Annotated in this window: 12 protein-coding genes; 5 read left to right on the top strand and 7 right to left on the bottom strand. The window is 67.2% G+C overall.

From position 1 onward, the window contains the following. The first annotated feature begins 45 nt into the window (after positions 1-45). Positions 46-1413 carry an MATE family efflux transporter gene (locus PRtIB026_RS17135; protein WP_203646231.1) on the top strand — a complete coding sequence of 456 codons (1368 nt, stop codon included), beginning with the start codon at positions 46-48 and terminating at the stop codon, positions 1411-1413. On the opposite strand, the gene PRtIB026_RS17130 is transcribed toward PRtIB026_RS17135, so the two are convergent. Next, a complete protein-coding gene (locus PRtIB026_RS17130) occupies positions 1404-1748 on the bottom strand; it encodes a cupin domain-containing protein (RefSeq protein ID WP_232857602.1) in 345 nt (114 codons plus the stop codon). The genes PRtIB026_RS17135 and PRtIB026_RS17130 overlap by 10 nt on opposite strands. A gap of 60 nt (positions 1749-1808) precedes the next feature. On the opposite strand from PRtIB026_RS17130, the gene PRtIB026_RS17125 reads away from it, so the two are divergent. Together PRtIB026_RS17125 and PRtIB026_RS17120 are read left to right on the top strand one after the other, a co-directional pair. After that, a complete protein-coding gene (locus PRtIB026_RS17125) occupies positions 1809-2708 on the top strand; it encodes a LysR family transcriptional regulator (protein WP_203646233.1) in 900 nt (299 codons plus the stop codon). Positions 2709-2815: 107 nt separating this feature from the next. Beyond that, positions 2816-4012 carry an MFS transporter gene (locus tag PRtIB026_RS17120; protein WP_203646235.1) on the top strand — a complete coding sequence of 399 codons (1197 nt, stop codon included), beginning with the start codon at positions 2816-2818 and terminating at the stop codon, positions 4010-4012. Between the two features lie 12 nt (positions 4013-4024). Here the strand turns inward: PRtIB026_RS17120 and PRtIB026_RS17115 are convergent, their stop codons facing one another. Continuing rightward, positions 4025-4636, bottom strand: coding sequence for a LysE family translocator (locus PRtIB026_RS17115; protein WP_203646237.1), 612 nt, complete (start codon positions 4634-4636; stop codon positions 4025-4027). Positions 4637-4736: 100 nt separating this feature from the next. Between PRtIB026_RS17115 and PRtIB026_RS17110 the strand changes: the two genes are divergently transcribed. Continuing rightward, complete coding sequence (locus PRtIB026_RS17110) at positions 4737-5717, top strand: GlxA family transcriptional regulator (protein WP_203646239.1); 981 nt, start codon at positions 4737-4739, stop codon at positions 5715-5717. A 129-nt stretch (positions 5718-5846) separates the two neighbouring features. On the opposite strand, the gene PRtIB026_RS17105 is transcribed toward PRtIB026_RS17110, so the two are convergent. The 5 genes from PRtIB026_RS17105 to metH form a co-directional block, all read right to left on the bottom strand. Continuing rightward, positions 5847-6704, bottom strand: coding sequence for a CAP domain-containing protein (locus PRtIB026_RS17105; protein WP_203646240.1), 858 nt, complete (start codon positions 6702-6704; stop codon positions 5847-5849). A gap of 277 nt (positions 6705-6981) precedes the next feature. Then, complete coding sequence (locus PRtIB026_RS17100) at positions 6982-8136, bottom strand: cysteine desulfurase family protein (RefSeq protein WP_203652640.1); 1155 nt, start codon at positions 8134-8136, stop codon at positions 6982-6984. A gap of 164 nt (positions 8137-8300) precedes the next feature. After that, entirely contained in the window at positions 8301-8780 is a 480-nt protein-coding gene (locus tag PRtIB026_RS17095; RefSeq protein WP_203646241.1) for a DUF2269 family protein, read from the bottom strand. 1 nt (position 8781) lies between these two features. Further along, a complete protein-coding gene (locus tag PRtIB026_RS17090; protein WP_203646242.1) occupies positions 8782-9894 on the bottom strand; it encodes a saccharopine dehydrogenase family protein in 1113 nt (370 codons plus the stop codon). 192 nt (positions 9895-10086) lie between these two features. Then, complete coding sequence (metH, locus tag PRtIB026_RS17085; protein WP_203646243.1) at positions 10087-13794, bottom strand: methionine synthase; 3708 nt, start codon at positions 13792-13794, stop codon at positions 10087-10089. 173 nt (positions 13795-13967) lie between these two features. Here metH and PRtIB026_RS17080 point away from each other — a divergent pair, with 173 nt between their 5' ends. Beyond that, positions 13968-16268 (top strand): fatty acid cis/trans isomerase, encoded by a 2301-nt coding sequence (locus PRtIB026_RS17080; RefSeq protein WP_203646244.1) that lies wholly within the window; start codon positions 13968-13970, stop codon positions 16266-16268. Positions 16269-16383 lie beyond the last annotated feature (115 nt).

Raw genomic sequence — 16383 nt, 5'->3', positions numbered from 1 at the left:
AATGGCATTAGCATACGCGGCGTATGTCAATTGGAGGTTACTACCGTGACTGCCCTTGTTTCACGCAAGAACATTGCCTGGCTGGGTGAGCTGCCCGGCCTGTTGCGCCTGGCGCTGCCGCTGGTGCTGGGCCTGTCGGCGGCCGAGTTGATCAGCCTGACCGATACCGTGCTGCTGGCCTCGCTGGGCACCGTGGTGCTGGCCTGTGTCGCGCTGACCAGCAGCGCCGGGTTGATCTTCCATGCCGGGCTCTACGGCATGCTCGCCACCCTCAGCGTGCGCGTCGGCCATGCCTACGGCGCCGACGACCCCGGCACCGTGGCGCGCACCCTGCGCGCCGGGCTGGGCTACGGCCTGCTTGTGGGCATCCTCGGCTGCCTGGCGATGCTGGCCTGCCTGCCATTGGTGCAATGGCTGGGCGTGCCGCTGCCCGACGTGGCGCTGCTGACGCCGTACTGGCAGGCCATGGCGGTATTCCTGATCCCGTACTGCCTGGCGGTGGTGTTCAAGGATGTGCTGGAAGCCATCGGCCGGCCCTGGGTGGGCGTGCTGCTGGTGATGAGCGCGGTGCTGTTCAACATTCCGCTGAGCTACGGGTTGATCCACGGCCATTTCGGCCTGCCGACGCTGGGCCTGCTGGGCGCGGGTATCGCCGGGGTGATCGCCGAATCGCTGGCGGTGCTGCTGGCCCTGGCCTATTGGCGCCTGGCGCCCTCGCTGGCGCGTTACCGCCTGGCGCCACAGGGGGCGCGACTGAGCTGGCGCACGCTGCTGGGCGAAGGCTGGCCGCTGGGCCTGGGTTATCTCGCCGAAGCCGGCGCGGTGGTGATCGCCGCCTGGATGCTGGGCTGGCTGGGCAATGCCGCACTGGCGGCCAACCAGGTGGTGCAATCGATCGGCGCGTTGCTGTACATGCTGCCGCTGGGCATGGCCGCGGCGGTGAGCATCCGCATCAGCCAGGCCCAGGGCCGCGGCGAGACGGCGAGCATCCGTGCCATCGGCAGCGCCACCTTTGCCAGCGTGAGCGCCTGGATGCTGGTGGCCACCGTGCTGTTGGCGTTGTTCGGCCGCTCCATCGCCGAGGCCATGAGCGACGACCCGCAGGTGATCGCCATCGCCGTGCCGATGTTCGTGGTGGTCGCGGCCATGCAGGTGGCCGATGGCTTGCAGTCCACCGCGCTGGGCGCCTTGCGCGGCCTGCAGGACTACCGCTGGCCGGTGGGCGTGACCATGATCAGCTACTGGTTGCTGGCGTTGCCGCTGAGCTACTGGCTGGCCTTCCACTCCGCGCTGGGCGCGGTGGGTGTGTGGGTCGGGTTCGCCTGTGGCCTGGCCGTGGCGGCGGTGCTGCTGCCGTGGCGGTTCTATCGCCTGCAGGCGATGCCTGCCGCAGCGGCCTTGGCTCAGCCCTGATAGAACACCGCCAGCCATACCGTGGCCACGCCGGGTTCGGTCCACTCCACGCGGTGGCGGCAACCGGGCGGGATGTCCAGATGGTCGCCGGGGCGCAGCACGCGGGTGCGCGGCTCATGCTCCAGGCGCAGCCCGGCGCTGCCACTGAGCACGACCACCCATTCGCCCTCGGTCTGGTCGTACCAGAACCCTGGCGGGCTGGCCTGGCCGCTGGAGACGATGCGCTCGATGCGCAGACCCGGGCGCCGGAGCAGGTCGGTGAACTGCTCGTCGGCGTCGGGCGCGAGCGGGGGCAGGGCGGTAAACAGGTTGTCGGGCATGGGCGCCTCGCGCATGGTTGATTCCAGCCGGTGATTGTAGGAAGGTTTCGGCCTTTGCCCCATGGAAGATTGACGATGGACAAGCTGCTGGCGCTCAAGGTGTTCATGGCCACCGCCGAGGTCGGCGGCTTTTCCGCCGCTGCGCGCAGGCTGGGGGTGGCGACCTCCTCGGTGACCCGCCAGGTCGACGCCCTGGAACTGGAGCTGGGGGCCAGCCTGCTCAACCGCTCGACCCGCCAGGTCAGCCTGACCGAAGCCGGCGCCAGCTACTACCAGCGGGCCCGCGAGATCCTCGAGGCCCTGGCCGAGGCCGACGCCAGCGTCGCCGACCGCGGCGAGGAACCAGTCGGCGTGTTGCGCCTGTGCCTGCCGGTGGAATTCGGTCGCCGGGTCATCGCTCCGCACCTGGGCGCGTTCCTCGCCCGCCACCCGGCACTGGAACTGGACATCGACCTGAGCGACCGCTTCGACGACCTGCTCGATGGTCGCTACGACCTGAGCATCCGCCTCGGCGAGCCGGCGCCCAGCGACGAACTGGTGTGTCGCCCGCTGGGGCGTTTCGAGCGCTGGCTGGTGGCCAGCCCGGCATACCTGAGCCAGCAGCCAGTGCTTACCGAACCGCAGCAACTGGCCGCGTGCGCCTGCCTGCGCTTTCGCTACGGCCAGTCGGCACGGCCCTGGCGGCTGAGCCTGGGCGAGCAGCGCCTGGAACTGGACGTCAGCGGCCCGTTGCGCAGCGCCAACGCCGACCTGCTGCGCGAGGCGGCCATTGCCGGTAGCGGCGTGGCGCTGCTGGCCGACTGGCTGGTGCGCGAGGATGTCGAAGCCGGGCGCCTGCAAAGGTTGTTCGCCGACTGGACGGTGAGTCCGGGGGCGGCCAGCGCCAGCATCAACGCTCTGTACCTGCCCAACCACCGAGGCTCGCGCCGGGTCATGGCGTTCGTCGCCTTCTGCGAGGGGCTGCTGGCCGGCTGAGGTGTTGCGCGCCACGCAAAGGCCCGTTGCGCGGGCGATGGATTCTCGCCGGGGCGGTTGTCCGTCACCCTTCGCGCACATCCTTTCGCAAGCCGAGGTACCCTCGAATGAATCCCTCCCTCGCCGTCGCCCAGGCGTCGGCCCCAGGCCTGAGCCGCACCCTGGTGACGCTACTGGCGTTCTGCTGCGGCGCCATCGTCGCCAACATCTACTACGCCCAGCCCATCGTCGGCCTGATCGCGCCGGACCTGGGGCTGCCCGCCGAACGGGCCAGCCTGATCGTGTCCCTGACCCAGATCGGCTACGCCCTGGGCCTGTTGTTCCTGGTGCCGCTGGCCGACCTGCTGGAGAACCGCCGGCTGATGATCGCCACGGCGGTGCTGGCCACCGGCAGCTTGTTGCTGGCCGGCACCAGTGGCCACGGGCAGGGCGAGATGTTCCTGCTGTACGCGCTGCTGATCGGCTTCAGTTCGGTGGCGGTGCAGATGCTGATACCGCTGGCGGCGCACCTGGCGGCGGAGCGCGAGCGTGGCCGGGTGGTCGGCAACATCATGGGCGGGTTGCTGCTGGGCATCCTGCTGGCACGGCCGCTGGCGAGCCTGGTGGCGGATCACTTCGGCTGGCGCGCGGTGTTTGTCGGTGCCGCCGGGGTGATGGTGGCGATCATCCTGCTGCTGGCGTTGACCTTGCCGCGCCGGGTGCCTGAGCACAAGGCCAGCTATGCCGGGCTGATGGCTTCGTTGCTGGTGCTGCTGCGCCGTTATCCGGTGTTGCGCCAGCGGGCACTGTTCCAGGCACTGATGTTCGCGGCGTTCAGCCTGTACTGGACGGCGGTGCCACTGGCGCTGGCCGGCGAGCACGGCCTGTCGCAGAGCCAGATCGCGCTGTTTGCCCTGGTCGGGGCGGTGGGCGCGGTGGCGGCGCCGCTGGCCGGTCGGCTGGCCGATGCCGGCCATGCGCGACGCGCTTCGCTGCTGGCGATGGCCCTGGCGCCGCTGGCGTTGCTGCTGGGCCTGAGCGCGCCGGGCGCCAGCGTGATCGGCCTGGGGTTGACCGGGGTACTGCTGGATTTCGCCGTGCAGATGAACATGGTCATCGGCCAGCGTGAGGTGTATGCGCTGGATCCGGCCAGCCGTGGCCGGCTCAATGCCTTGTACATGACCAGCATCTTCCTCGGCGGGGCGCTGGGCTCGGCGCTGGCCAGTGGGGTGTATGCGCAGTATGGCTGGAGCGGCGTGGCGTTGCTGGGCGCGGGATTGCCGGCGCTGGCGCTGGTGGTGTTCCTGGTCGTTTCCCGGCGTTGATCCCTGGGGCTTCTATCGTCCCAGCGGCAGGGCCACGCCGATCAGCGCGAACAGGCTCCCGCAGCAGCGGTTGAACCCACGTCCGCCCTTGGCCAGCCACGGGCGGATGCGAAACGCCAGGCGGGCCAGCAGGTACTCCACCAGGCATTCGACACTGGCGAAGGTCGCCGCCATCACCACGAACTGCACCAGCAGGCCGCTCTGCGGATCGATGAACTGGGGCAGGAACGCGCCATAGAACAGCAGCACCTTGGGGTTGGCCAGCGCCGACAGGCAGCCCTGGCGGAACAGCCCGGCATTGCTCAGCGCCACGCTGCCGCGCGGTTGCTCCAGGTGCAGCGCCGGGGTGCGCCACAGCTGGATCCCCAGCCAGACCAGGTAGGCCCCGCCGACCCACTTGAGCACCTTCAGCACCGAGGCCGAGGCCTGCAACAGGGCGCTCAGGCCGAACATGGTCAGGGCGATCAGGAGACTGAAGCCCAGCACCCCGCCGAGGATGGTGAACAGCGTGCGGCGGGCGCCGTACAGCGCGCCATGGGTCAGGGCCAGCAGGCTGTTCGGACCTGGGGTCAGCGACAGGCCGATGCTGGCGAGCAGGTAGATGAGCCAGGTGTCGAGTGCCATGGGGGAGCCTTGTTTATGTGCAGGGCGTCAGTGTAGGGCAGGGCAGTGGGAATACAGGGTAGTATCTGGCCATTGAATGGTTATATCTGGACATACCTCAATGACACCCGACCTGCGCCTGCTGATCCTGCCGTTACCGGAGTTCGCCCTGCTGCCGTTCGGCGCGTTCCTCGACAAGCTGCGCTTTTCCGCCGACGACGAGGACTACAGCCGCCAGCGCTATTGCCGCTGGACCGTGCTCGGGCTGGACCGGGAGCCCGTGGTTTCAAGCAGCGCGGCGAGTGTTCAGGTCGAGGCGGCGCCTGCGGACATCCGCTGGGGCGACTACGACCACCTGGTGCTGTTCGGCGGGCGCAACGCCAGTGCCACGGCGGCTTTGGCGCCGCGCTACAGGGCTCTTTTGAAGCAGGCGACCAAGGCCGGGGTGAAGCTGGTGTGCGTTGACAACGCGGCTTTCCTGCTGGCCGCCTGTGGCCTGCTGGAGGGTCACCAGGTAGTGGTGCACTGGCGCCATGAGGCGGAGTTTCGCCTGGCCTTTCCCCGCGTGCGCCTGCTGAGCGGGCAGCTGTTCTGCTTCGACGGTGGCCGCATCACCTGTGCCGGCGGCACGGCAGCCATCGACCTGGCGGTGGAATTGATTGCCCGCGCCAGTGGTCGCACCCGGGCGCTCAAGGGCCTGGCCGACATGCTGGTGGACGAGAGCCGCGATAGCCTCCATGCCTTGCGTTCGCTGGAGGCCGGTGCCGGGCAGGGGCGCCAGGTGCGGCGGGCCACGGCGCTGATGCGCCACCACCTGGCGACGCAGATGCCAGTGGAGGCGTTGGCGGCAGAGCTGGGCATCAGCCGGCGCCAGCTCGACCGCCAGTTCCAGGCCTGCCATGGCATGAGCGCCAAGGCCTGGTGGCAGGAACTGCGCCTGCAGCAGGCGCGCTGGCGCTTGCTCAACTCCAGCCACAGCCTGGCACAGATCGCCGATGAGGTGGGGATGGCAGATGCCAGCTACCTGGGCAAGTGGGTACGGCGGCGGTTTGGTTGCACGGCGCTGGCGTTGCGCAACTCGGGCCATGCGCCGTCCCTGTAGGAGCGGCCTTGTGCCGCGAAAGGGCTGCGCAGCAGCCCCTGTCTCGGTGAAACGCTGAAATTGTCGGGGCCGCTTTGCGGCCCTTTCGCGGCACAAGGCCGCTCCTACAGGGACGGTGCCTGGCAGGGTTTACTGCGGCGTACCGAACAACCCCGTCCAGTAGATCCCGGCATCGCTCTTCGGGTCCACCGCATACGCCGCCCCCAGCTCGCGGAAGTCCGGGTTCATCAGCGTGGCGCAGTGCCCTGGGCTGGCCAGCCAGCCGTCGACCACCTTGCGCGCGGTGTCGCGCCCGGCGGCGATGTTCTCGCCGATCTGCCGGTACAGGTAGCCGGCCAGCTCCGCCCGATCACCTGGGGTGCGGCCCTCGCGGTCGAGATGGTCGAAGAAGTTCTGGTTGGCCATGGCCCGGGTGTGGTTGGCGGCGACGCCCGCCAGGGTGGTGCTCCAGGCCAGCGCCGGGGCGGCGGGGTAGGGCTGGCCGCCGCACTGGCGGGGCAGGTTGCGCGCGGCGTTGATCTCCTGCAGCAGCTTCTGCCCTTCGGCCTGCCAGTCACCCAGGCGAGCGCTGAGCAGCGGCCGGGCCAGGACAATGCGCCAGTCGCGGCCCTCCTGGCTGACGCCGATGTCGACGAACTGCGGGTCGAGCACCACCTGGCAGAAGCTCTCTTCGATGGCCTTCATCGCTGCCTGGGCGTCCCGTGGGCCGGACAGGCTGATGGCCTGGACGTTGACCATCGGGTAGGCGGCGCGGGTCATGGCCTGCTGCAGGTCGCGGGTGCCTTCGGGCGACAGCGCCAGGCGGGTGTCGCTGTTGAGCGGCGGCAATTCCAGCGAGGCTTCGCCACCACAGCGCTGGGCCTGACTGCGGTAGACGTTGATCGTATCGATCAGTTGCGCCTCTTCACCGGTGAAGGCCTGGGCGCTGGTAGCGGCGAGCAGGCCCAGCGTCAGGCCGACGAGGCAGGCAACGGATGGGACGCGCATGTGGATCTCCCTGTAACTGGCAGCGTCTGGATCTGCGCTGCCCATCCTACACAACGGCAAGGCTTTTGGCCCGGCCATGTGCAGTGTGAAAAGGCGGGCCTTGGCAGTCGAATGCGGTTGGCAAAAGAGGGAGTAGACCGCTGCTCGGCGAAAAAGTGCGATCGTTGTTGGCGCGCTATTGCTTCAAGGTACAGAAGAAGGTTGTGACCCTGCGGTCAACGTGGAGAACCGGCTGTATCACCGGCACCATTTTGACCTGCAGGGATTGCAGCGTGTCTTACCAGAGTGCCACCGCTGCTGCTCCGACAACCCGGCCGAATACCGCCAGCGCCGTGTCCACGTCCGCTTCGCTGGTGTAGCGCCCGAGGCTCAGACGCACGCTGTTGCGCGCCTGGTGCTCGTCGAGGCCAAGAGCCAGCAGCACATGGGACGCCGCGTTGCTCGCCGAGTTGCAGGCCGAGGTGGTGGACAGCGCCAGCTCGCCGGCCAGGGCCAGGCTGTTGAAACCCTTGGCGTCGATGCGCAGGTTGAGGGTGTGGGGAATACGCTGCATCGCGCAGCCATTGAGCGTCACTCCGGGCAAGGCCAGCAGGCCGTCGCGCAGGCGCCGGGCGAGCTGTTCCAGGCGCTGGTACTCCGTCTCGCCGGGCTGGCCGGCCAAGTCGAAGGCGCTGCCCATGCCGACGATCTGGTGGGTGGCCAGGGTGCCGGAACGCAGGCCGCGTTCATGGCCGCCACCGTGCATCTGCGCACGCATGACCGGGCGAGCGTGAGGGCCGACGTAGAGGGCGCCGATGCCCTTGGGGCCGTAGACCTTGTGCGCCGAGAACGACATCAGGTCGACGGCCTGGTGCGCCAGGTCGATGCGGACCTTGCCCACGGCCTGGGCCGCGTCCACATGCAGCAGCGCGCCATGCTCGCGGACCAGCTGGCCGATACGGGCGAAGTCAGTCACCGTGCCCAGTTCATTGTTCACCGCCATCAGCGACACCAGGCGCGTGTCCGGGCGCAAGGCGGCCTGCACGGCTTCGGCCTGGATCAGGCCATGGGCGTCGGGCGCCAGGCGGGTCACTGTCCAGCCCTGGCGCTCCAGTTCGGCGGCGGTGTCGAGGATGGCCTTGTGTTCGAGCTGGCTGGTCAGCAGGTGCCCCGGCTGCGCGAAGCCCTGGGCGACGCCCTTGAGCGCCAGGTTGTTGGATTCGGTGGCGCCGGAGGTCCAGACCAGATCGTCGGGCAGTGCGCCCACCTGCATGGCCACCTGCTGGCGGGCCTGTTCGACGGCCTCGCGGGCCGCCTGGCCGTGGGCGTGGCCACTGGAGGCGGGGTTGCCGAAGTTCGCCTCGCGTCCCAGGCAGGTGAGCATGGCGGCAATGACCCGGTCATCGACCGGAGTGGTGGCGGCGTAATCGAAGTAGAGCGGGGTGCTGGGCATGATCGCGGGCGGGTCCGTGCGTGGACGCCGCCTGTCGGCATCCATGGACATCATCCTAGGCAACTGCCGATATGAATGTTTTTTCTTTTTCCCGTTCCAGGGCGATTTTCGAAAAAAATTCTATTCTTTTTCGCTATGTATTTAGAATTTTTTTCTTCCCTGGGTCAGAGCCATTGCCACGGTGCCTGCTTGGTGATCATCACCAGCACGATCAGGAACATGCCGGCAAACCCCGCCACCCCCATCCACAGCCAGGGGCGGTACAGCCGCTGATAGTCCTCACCCAGCGCGGTGCCATGCTCGACCGCCTGGGCCGCGAGGCGCTGCATGCGCGTCTGCAACAGCAGCACCGGCAGCCACAGGGCGCCCACCGTGAAAAAGATCAGCAGTGCGCCACGCAGCCAGCCCGTGGACCACGGCATGCCGGTCATGCTGACCATGGCGTAGCCGGTCAGCAGTTGCAGGACGCCGGCGGGTGTGGTGATCCAGGCATCGAAGCGCACCACCATCCTGGCCACGGCGGCGATCACCCGTGGATCGCGGCTGCGGTTCGCGGCGATCAGGTACAGGTACGAGCCCATGCCGAAACCGAACAGGAATACGGCAGCGATCACATGCAGGTACTTGATCAGCAGGTAGCTCATCTCAGCCTCGCCCGTGCTGGAAGCTGACGCTGTAGCGCACCTTGTCCGGTTCGCCGATGGCCGCCAGGTACTGCTCGACACTGATCTCGCCGACGCAGGGGCGGGCGCCCGGGGCTGGGGTGTAGCCCTCGATGACCCTGGCCATCAGCGCCACCGCCGCGCAGCTGGGAATTTCCGGGCCCTTGTCGTCGCGGGCGCTGACCTGGGCCTGCAGGCGTAGTGGCTGGCCCTGCATGTCCAGGCCGCGGACATCGAGGTACATCGCACTCATGCCATCGCCAAAGCGCTCGAAATGGCCGCCCAGGCGATGCAGACGCCGCGCCCAGGGCAGCGGATCGCGCACCAGGCCGTACTTGACCAGCAATGCCAGCGCGGCATTGGCCAGGCCACCGGCCATGAGCCCGGAGCCGGCCTTGAACGCCAGGTCCCGGGCGCCGTAGCGCTCGGCGAAGATGTCCATGTCCGGCACATCGACGTTGTTCAGCAGGCGCCAGCCCAGGCCGGGCAGGTGGCGCAGCTGCAGGCCGAGCCAGCCGTCGACGGTGTGCGGGCGTCCGTCGCGCCACTGGCGAATCGGCCGGCCGGCGTAGGCCAGCACGCCCTCGATGGTGGACAGGCCGGGCATCTTCGCCGAGGAGGAAATGCCGTGCTCGATACGGTCTATGCGGCTGAAGTGATGGCGCTGCTCATCGAGGATCGCCGACGACAGGCTGGGCACCGAACTGCAGCCGCTGAGCAACGCGACATTGGCCTGGCGGGCGCGGGCGTCCAGGCGCTCGATGCCGTTGACGAACACCCGGCAGTCGGAGAGGTCGCAATAGCTGGCGCCGGCCTCGATGCAGGCTTCGGCCACGCTGTAGGGCTGGCCCTGGAAGGGGCCGCCGGTGTGGATCACCCAGTCGATGCGCAGCGTGCGCAGTGCCTCGGCGAAGCCGGGGGCCATGGCGTCGCCGCACCAGCTTTCGCTGCCGCTCAGCTGGGTGGCCAGTTGGGCGAGGCTGTTGGCGTTACGGCCGGCGATCACCAGTTGCACGGCGGGCATCTGCTGCAGGTGGCGGCAGATGATCCGGCCGAAGTTGCCGTAGGCGCCGATCACCAGGATTCTGCGGGACATGCGGGGGTCCTTGTGCATGTGTCGGGGAAGGAAAAGCTGACTTACATTTCCCTGTAGGAGCGGCCTTGCGCCGCGAAAGGGCCGCAGAGCGGCCCCAGCGATCGTTGCATCAACACTGAGATCCTGGGGCTGCTACGCAGCCCTTTCGCGGCGCAAGGCCGCTCCTACACAGAGGGGGCAGCGCAGGGCTGGTCAGCCCTCGTAGCCCAGGTTCGGCGCCAACCAGCGTTCGCTGACGCTGACATCCTGGCCCTTGCGCGCGCTGTATCGCTCGATCTGGTCCTTGTCCACCTTGCCCACGGCGAAGTACTGCGCCTGCGGGTGGGCGAAGTACCAGCCGCTGACTGCCGCCGCCGGGAACATGGCGAAGTGTTCGGTGAGGAACACGCCGCTCGGGCCGGTCTCGCCGATGGCGGTGCCATCGAGCAGGCGGAACAGGGTTTCCTTCTCGGTGTGGTCCGGGCAGGCCGGGTAGCCGGGGGCCGGGCGGATACCGCTGTACTGCTCCTTGATCAGCGCCTCGTTGTCCAGGTGCTCGTCCTTGGCGTAACCCCAGTGCTCCTTGCGCACCTGCTCGTGCAGCCACTCGGCGCAGGCCTCGGCCAGGCGGTCGGCCAGGGCCTTGACCATGATCGAGCTGTAGTCGTCGCCCTTGTCCTGGTAGGCTTTGGCCACTTCCTCGGCGCCGATGCCGGCGGTGGTGATGAAACCGCCGACATAGTCGGTCACGCCGCTGTCCTTCGGCGCGACGAAGTCGGCCAGCGACCAGTTCGGCTTGCCGTCGGGCTTGATAGTCTGCTGGCGCAGGTGGTGGAGGGTGGCCAGGGTGTCACCGTTGCCGCCATACACCTCGATGTCGTCGTGTTCGACCTGGTTGGCCGGCCAGAAACCGAACACCGCGCGGGCGCTGATCAGCTTCTCGTCGATCAGCTTGTCGAGCATTTCGCGGGCGTCCTTGTACAGCGCCGTGGCAGCCTCGCCGACCACTTCGTCGGTGAGGATGCGCGGGAACTTGCCGGCCAGGTCCCAGGAGATGAAGAACGGCGTCCAGTCGATGTACTCGGCCAGGGTGCGCAGGTCGATGTCTTCCAGCACCTTGACGCCGGTGAAGGAGGGTACCGCGGCCTGGTAGCCGGCCCAGTCGTACTGCGGCTTGGCGGCGATGGCCTGGGCGTAGCTCAGGCGTTCGGTGCGGGCGCTGCGGTTGGCGGTGCGCTCGCGCACCTCGACGTATTCCTGGCGGGTCTTCTCGACGAAGCCGCTCTTGAGCTCCTTGGACAGCAGCTGGGTGGCCACGCCCACCGCGCGTGAGGCGTCGGTGACATAGACCACGGCGTCGTTGGAATACTTGGGCTCGATCTTCACCGCGGTGTGGGCTTTCGAGGTGGTGGCGCCACCGATCATCAGCGGCAGGTGGAAGTCCTGGCGCTGCATCTCGCGGGCGACGTGGACCATCTCGTCCAGCGACGGGGTGATCAGGCCGGACAGGCCGATGATGTCGCACTTCTGCTCGCGAGCGGTCTGCAGGATCTTCTCGGCCGGGACCATCACGCCCATGTCGACGATGTCGTAGCCGTTGCAACCGAGCACCACGCCGACGATGTTCTTGCCGATGTCGTGCACGTCGCCCTTGACCGTGGCCATGAGGATCTTGCCCTTGGCCTCCGGCTTGTCGCCTTTCTCTTCCTCGATGAACGGAATGAGGTGGGCCACGGCCTGTTTCATCACGCGGGCGGACTTCACCACCTGCGGCAGGAACATCTTGCCGGCGCCGAACAGGTCGCCGACCACGTTCATGCCGCTCATCAGCGGGCCTTCGATGACTTCGATGGGGCGCGCCGACTGTTGGCGGCATTCTTCGGTGTCTTCGACGATGTAGGCGGTGATGCCCTTGACCAGCGCATGCTCGAGGCGCTTGTCCACCGGCATCGAGCGCCATTCTTCGTTCTCGACTTCCTTGGTGGCACCGCCGCCCTTGTAGTCGTCGGCAATCGCCAGCAGGGCGTCGGTACCGTGCGGGGTGCGGTTGAGCACCACGTCCTCGACCTTCTCACGCAATGCCGCCGGGATCTCGTCATAGATCTCCAGCTGGCCGGCGTTGACGATACCCATGGTCAGGCCGTTCTGGATCGCGTGGTAGAGGAACACAGAGTGGATCGCCTCGCGCACCGGGTTGTTGCCGCGGAACGAGAACGACACGTTGGACACGCCGCCGGAGCTCAGGGCATACGGCAGGTGATCGCGGATATAGGCGCAGGCCTCGATGAAATCTACCGCGTAGTTGTTGTGCTCCTCGATGCCGGTGGCGACGGCGAAGATGTTCGGGTCGAAAATGATGTCTTCCGGCGGGAAGCCCACCTCGTTGACCAGGATGTCGTAGCTGCGCTGGCAGATCTCGCGCTTGCGCGCGGCGGTGTCGGCCTGGCCGACCTCGTCGAAGGCCATCACCACCACGGCGGCGCCGTAGCGCTTGCACAGGCGGGCGTGGTGCTTGAACTGCTCGACGCCTTCCTTCATCGAGATCGAGTTGACGATGCCCTTGCCCTGGATGCACTTGAGGCCGGCCTCGATCACCTCCCACTTGGAGGAGTCGATCATGATCGGCACCCGGGAGATGTCCGGCTCGCCGGCGATCAGGTTGAGGAAGCGGACCATGGCGGCCTGGGAGTCGAGCATCCCTTCGTCCATGTTGATGTCGATCACCTGGGCGCCGGCCTCGACCTGCTGCAGGGCCACCTCGAGCGCCTCAGTGTAGTTCTCTTCGCGAATCAGCCGGGCGAACTTGGCGGAACCGGTGATGTTGGTGCGCTCGCCGACGTTGACGAACAGCGACTGGCGATCGATGGTGAACGGCTCCAGGCCCGACAGGCGGCAGGCCTTGGGGATGTCCGGAATCGCCCGCGGCTTGTACTTGGCGACCGCCTCGGCGATGGCCTGGATGTGCGGCGGGGTGGTGCCGCAGCAACCGCCGATGATGTTGAGGAAGCCGCTGGCGGCGAACTCCTCGACCACCGCGGCCATTTCCGCCGGGGTCTCGTCGTACTCGCCGAAGGCGTTGGGCAGGCCGGCGTTGGGGTGGGCGGACACATGGGTGTCGGCCTTGGTCGCCAGCTCTTCCAGATACGGACGCAGGTCCTTGGCGCCCAGGGCGCAGTTCAGGCCGACGGAGATCGGCTTGGCGTGGCGCACCGAGTTCCAGAAGGCTTCGGTGGTCTGGCCCGACAGGGTGCGGCCGGAGGCGTCGGTGATGGTGCCGGAGATCATGATCGGCAGTTCGACGTCGTCCTCCTCGAACACCTGCTGCACGGCGAAAATCGCCGCCTTGGCATTGAGGGTGTCAAAGATGGTCTCGATCAGGATCAGGTCGGCGCCGCCCTCGATCAGGCCACGGGTGGCCTCGATGTAGTTCTCCACCAGTTCATCGAAGGTGACGTTGCGATAGCCTGGGTCGTTGACGTCGGGGGAGATCGAGCAGGTGCGGCTGGTCGGGCCGAGCACGCCGGCGACGAAGCGCGGCTTGTCCGGGGTCTCGAGGGTCTTGGCGTCGGCCACCTGGCGGGCGACGCGCGCGCCCTCGACGTTGAGCTCGTACACCAGCGCTTCCATGCCGTAGTCGGCCTGGGAAATCTGCGTGGCGTTGAAGGTGTTGGTCTCGAGGATATCGGCGCCGGCGTCCAGGTAGGCTTTCTCGATCGCGGCGATGACATCCGGGCGGCTGAGCAGCAGCAGATCGTTGTTGCCTTTGACATCGCTTGGCCAATCGGCGAAGCGCGTGCCACGATAGTCGTGTTCCTCGAGGCGGTAACTCTGGATCATAGTACCCATGCCGCCGTCGAGGATCAGGATGCGCTCTTTGAGTGCTTTCTGGAGTGCTTGGTAACGAGCGCTGCGGTCGGACATAGGAACTACCTGGTCGGGCGAATATCAGAAGGTGCCGAATAATAACAAAGCTGCACGGATTTTAGGCGTACCGCCGATTTGCATGAATTTACTTCATGTTGGTGCGGCGCCCCAACACCTCAGGACCCGCCAGGCACATCGTGATGGCTTCAAGTAACCAGGACTTTCGGCACATGCTGCATCGCATATTTGCCAGCGCCTTCGCCTTGCTCATCAGTGGCGCGGCGTTCGGGCAGGCCCCCCAAGCGAGCCCGACGATTTCATACACCCGGGATATCCAACCGATCTTCACCGAGAAGTGCGTGGCCTGCCACGCCTGCAACGACGCTGCCTGCCAGCTCAACCTGGGCAGCGCCGAGGGCGCCGAGCGCGGTGCTTCCAAGGTGCCGGTCTACCAGGGCGAGCGCAGCCAGGCGGTGCCCACCACGCGGTTGTTCTACGATGCCCGTGACGAAGCCGGCTGGCGCAAGCAGGGCTTCTACTCGGTGCTGGACAAGCAGGGCAGCCAGGCCGCGCTGATGGCGCGCATGCTCGAGCTGGGCCACAAGACCCCGCTCACGCCCAATGCCAAGCTGCCCGAGGAGATCGTCCTGGGGCTCAACCGCAACAACATGTGCCCGTTGCCCCACGAGTTCGACGCCTACGCCGGCGCCCACCCCAAGGAGGGCATGCCGCTGGCGGTCACCGGCCTGACCGACCAGGAGTACCAGACCCTGCAGCGCTGGCTGGCGGCTGGCGCTCCGGTCGAGAAAACGCCGATCCAGCCCAGCGCGGTCGAGGCAAAGCAGATCGCCGACTGGGAAGAGCTGCTCAACCGCCCCGGTTCGACCGAGGCACTGGTCGGCCGCTGGCTGTACGAGCACCTGTTCCTCGCCCACATCCACTTCGTCGGCGGCGAGCCGGGCCACTTCTTCCAGTGGGTGCGTTCGCGCACGCCGAGCGGCCAGCCGGCAGACCTGATCGCCACCCGTCGCCCCAACGACCCGCCAGGCACCGATTTCTACTACCGGCTGATCCCGGTGCAGGGGGTGATCGTCCACAAGACCCACATCACCTACCCGATGGGGCCGCAGAAGCTCAAGCGGGTCAAGCAGCTGTTCTACAGCGGCGACTGGCATGCCTCGTCGCTGCCCGGCTACGGCCCGCGCCACCGCGCCAACCCGTTCGAGACCTTCGAGGCGATCCCGGCGGTGGCCCGCTACCAGTTCATGCTGGACAACGCCGAGTACTTCGTCCGCACCTTCATTCGCGGCCCGGTATGCCGTGGCCAGATCGCCACCGACGTGATCCGCGACAACTTCTGGGCGCTGTTCCAGGAGCCGGCCCACGACCTGTACATCACCGATGCCGAGTACCGGGGCGAGGCCACGCCGTTGCTGGCCATGCCCGGGCAGATCGACGATGTCGGCAGCGTGCTGAGCCTGTGGCACGCCTACCGCGACAAACGCAACGAGTACGAGGCGCTACGTCGCGAGGCCTATGCCGAGCAGCCGGCGCCGAGCTGGTCGACCCTGTGGGCCGGCAACGACAACGCGCTGCTGAGCATCTTCCGCCACTTCGACAGCGCCTCGGTGACCAAGGGCCTGATCGGTGACGTGCCGCTGACCATGTGGCTGTTCGACTACCCGCTGTTCGAGCGTACCTACTACCAGCTGGCGGTGAACTTCGACGTGTTCGGCAACGTTTCTCACCAGTTGCAGACACGCCTGTACTTCGACCTGATCCGCAATGGCGCCGAGGTCAACTTCCTGCGCCTGATGCCGGCCGGCAAGCGTAGCGAGATCCTCGGCAACTGGTACCAGAACAGTGGCAAGGTGAAGATGTGGATGGACTACGAGGACATCGACACCAGCACCCCGAGCGCGCTGAAGCTGGACAAGCACGATCCCAAGCGTGACTTCGGCCTGCAGCTGCTGCAGCGCACCGGCAGCCTGAACGTGGCGCCCGATCCGATCAACCGCTGCCAGGGCGCCTATTGCTCGCGACCCGGGCTGTCCCAGGAGTTTCGCGACGTCGAGCAGTCGTTGAGCCGCCTGGTGTCGCGCCCGGCCGCGGGCCTGAAGGTGATCGGCCAGCTGCCCGAGGCGACCATGCTGCGCATCGAAGGGCAGGGCGGTCAGCGCCAGGTCTACAGCCTGCTGCGCAACCGCGCCCACAGCAACGTGGCGTTCCTGCTCGGCGAGGCCTACCGCTACCAGCCGGGGCTGGACACCCTGACCCTGGTCCCGGGCGTGCTCAGCAGCTACCCCAACTTCATCTTCAACATCCCGGTGGCCGATGTGCCGGAGTTCGTCGAGGACATGGAAGCGGCGCGGGACGACACGGCGAAGTTCGAGCGCATCGTCATGCGCTGGGGCGTGCGTCGCAGCCATCCCGAGTTCTGGCGCTACTTCCATGACCTGAACAGCTACATCAAGCAGACCGAGCCGGTGGAGGCGGGGGTGCTGGACATGAACCGCTACGAGAACCTCTGATCGGTTGGCCGGGACTTTCCCGGCCTGTTGCGGTCGGAACTGCTGGATGGTTTCGGTTGAAATGGCTCTGCAGCCATCGCCGGGGTAGGAGCGGCCTTGTGCCGCGAAAGGGCTG

Origin of the sequence: Pseudomonas sp. RtIB026 (genome assembly GCF_016861355.2) — a bacterium.
GTDB classification, from domain to species: domain Bacteria; phylum Pseudomonadota; class Gammaproteobacteria; order Pseudomonadales; family Pseudomonadaceae; genus Aquipseudomonas; species Aquipseudomonas peradeniyensis.
Note: the sequence above shows the minus strand (reverse complement) of the source record. Positions and strands in the feature narration are given on the sequence as shown.

Bases quoted from the DNA above. Each gene is read 5' to 3' on its own strand.
- PRtIB026_RS17095 (WP_203646241.1), bottom strand. From the start codon at position 8,780: ATGAGCTACCTGCTGATCAAGTACCTGCATGTGATCGCTGCCGTATTC.
- PRtIB026_RS17110 (WP_203646239.1), top strand. From the start codon at position 4,737: ATGACACCCGACCTGCGCCTGCTGATCCTGCCGTTACCGGAGTTCGCC.
- PRtIB026_RS17080 (WP_203646244.1), top strand. From the start codon at position 13,968: ATGCTGCATCGCATATTTGCCAGCGCCTTCGCCTTGCTCATCAGTGGC.
- PRtIB026_RS17125 (WP_203646233.1), top strand. From the start codon at position 1,809: ATGGACAAGCTGCTGGCGCTCAAGGTGTTCATGGCCACCGCCGAGGTC.
- PRtIB026_RS17100 (WP_203652640.1), bottom strand. From the start codon at position 8,136: ATGCCCAGCACCCCGCTCTACTTCGATTACGCCGCCACCACTCCGGTC.
- PRtIB026_RS17115 (WP_203646237.1), bottom strand. From the start codon at position 4,636: ATGGCACTCGACACCTGGCTCATCTACCTGCTCGCCAGCATCGGCCTG.
- PRtIB026_RS17130 (WP_232857602.1), bottom strand. From the start codon at position 1,748: ATGCGCGAGGCGCCCATGCCCGACAACCTGTTTACCGCCCTGCCCCCG.
- PRtIB026_RS17120 (WP_203646235.1), top strand. From the start codon at position 2,816: ATGAATCCCTCCCTCGCCGTCGCCCAGGCGTCGGCCCCAGGCCTGAGC.
- metH (WP_203646243.1), bottom strand. From the start codon at position 13,794: ATGTCCGACCGCAGCGCTCGTTACCAAGCACTCCAGAAAGCACTCAAA.
- PRtIB026_RS17090 (WP_203646242.1), bottom strand. From the start codon at position 9,894: ATGTCCCGCAGAATCCTGGTGATCGGCGCCTACGGCAACTTCGGCCGG.
- PRtIB026_RS17105 (WP_203646240.1), bottom strand. From the start codon at position 6,704: ATGCGCGTCCCATCCGTTGCCTGCCTCGTCGGCCTGACGCTGGGCCTG.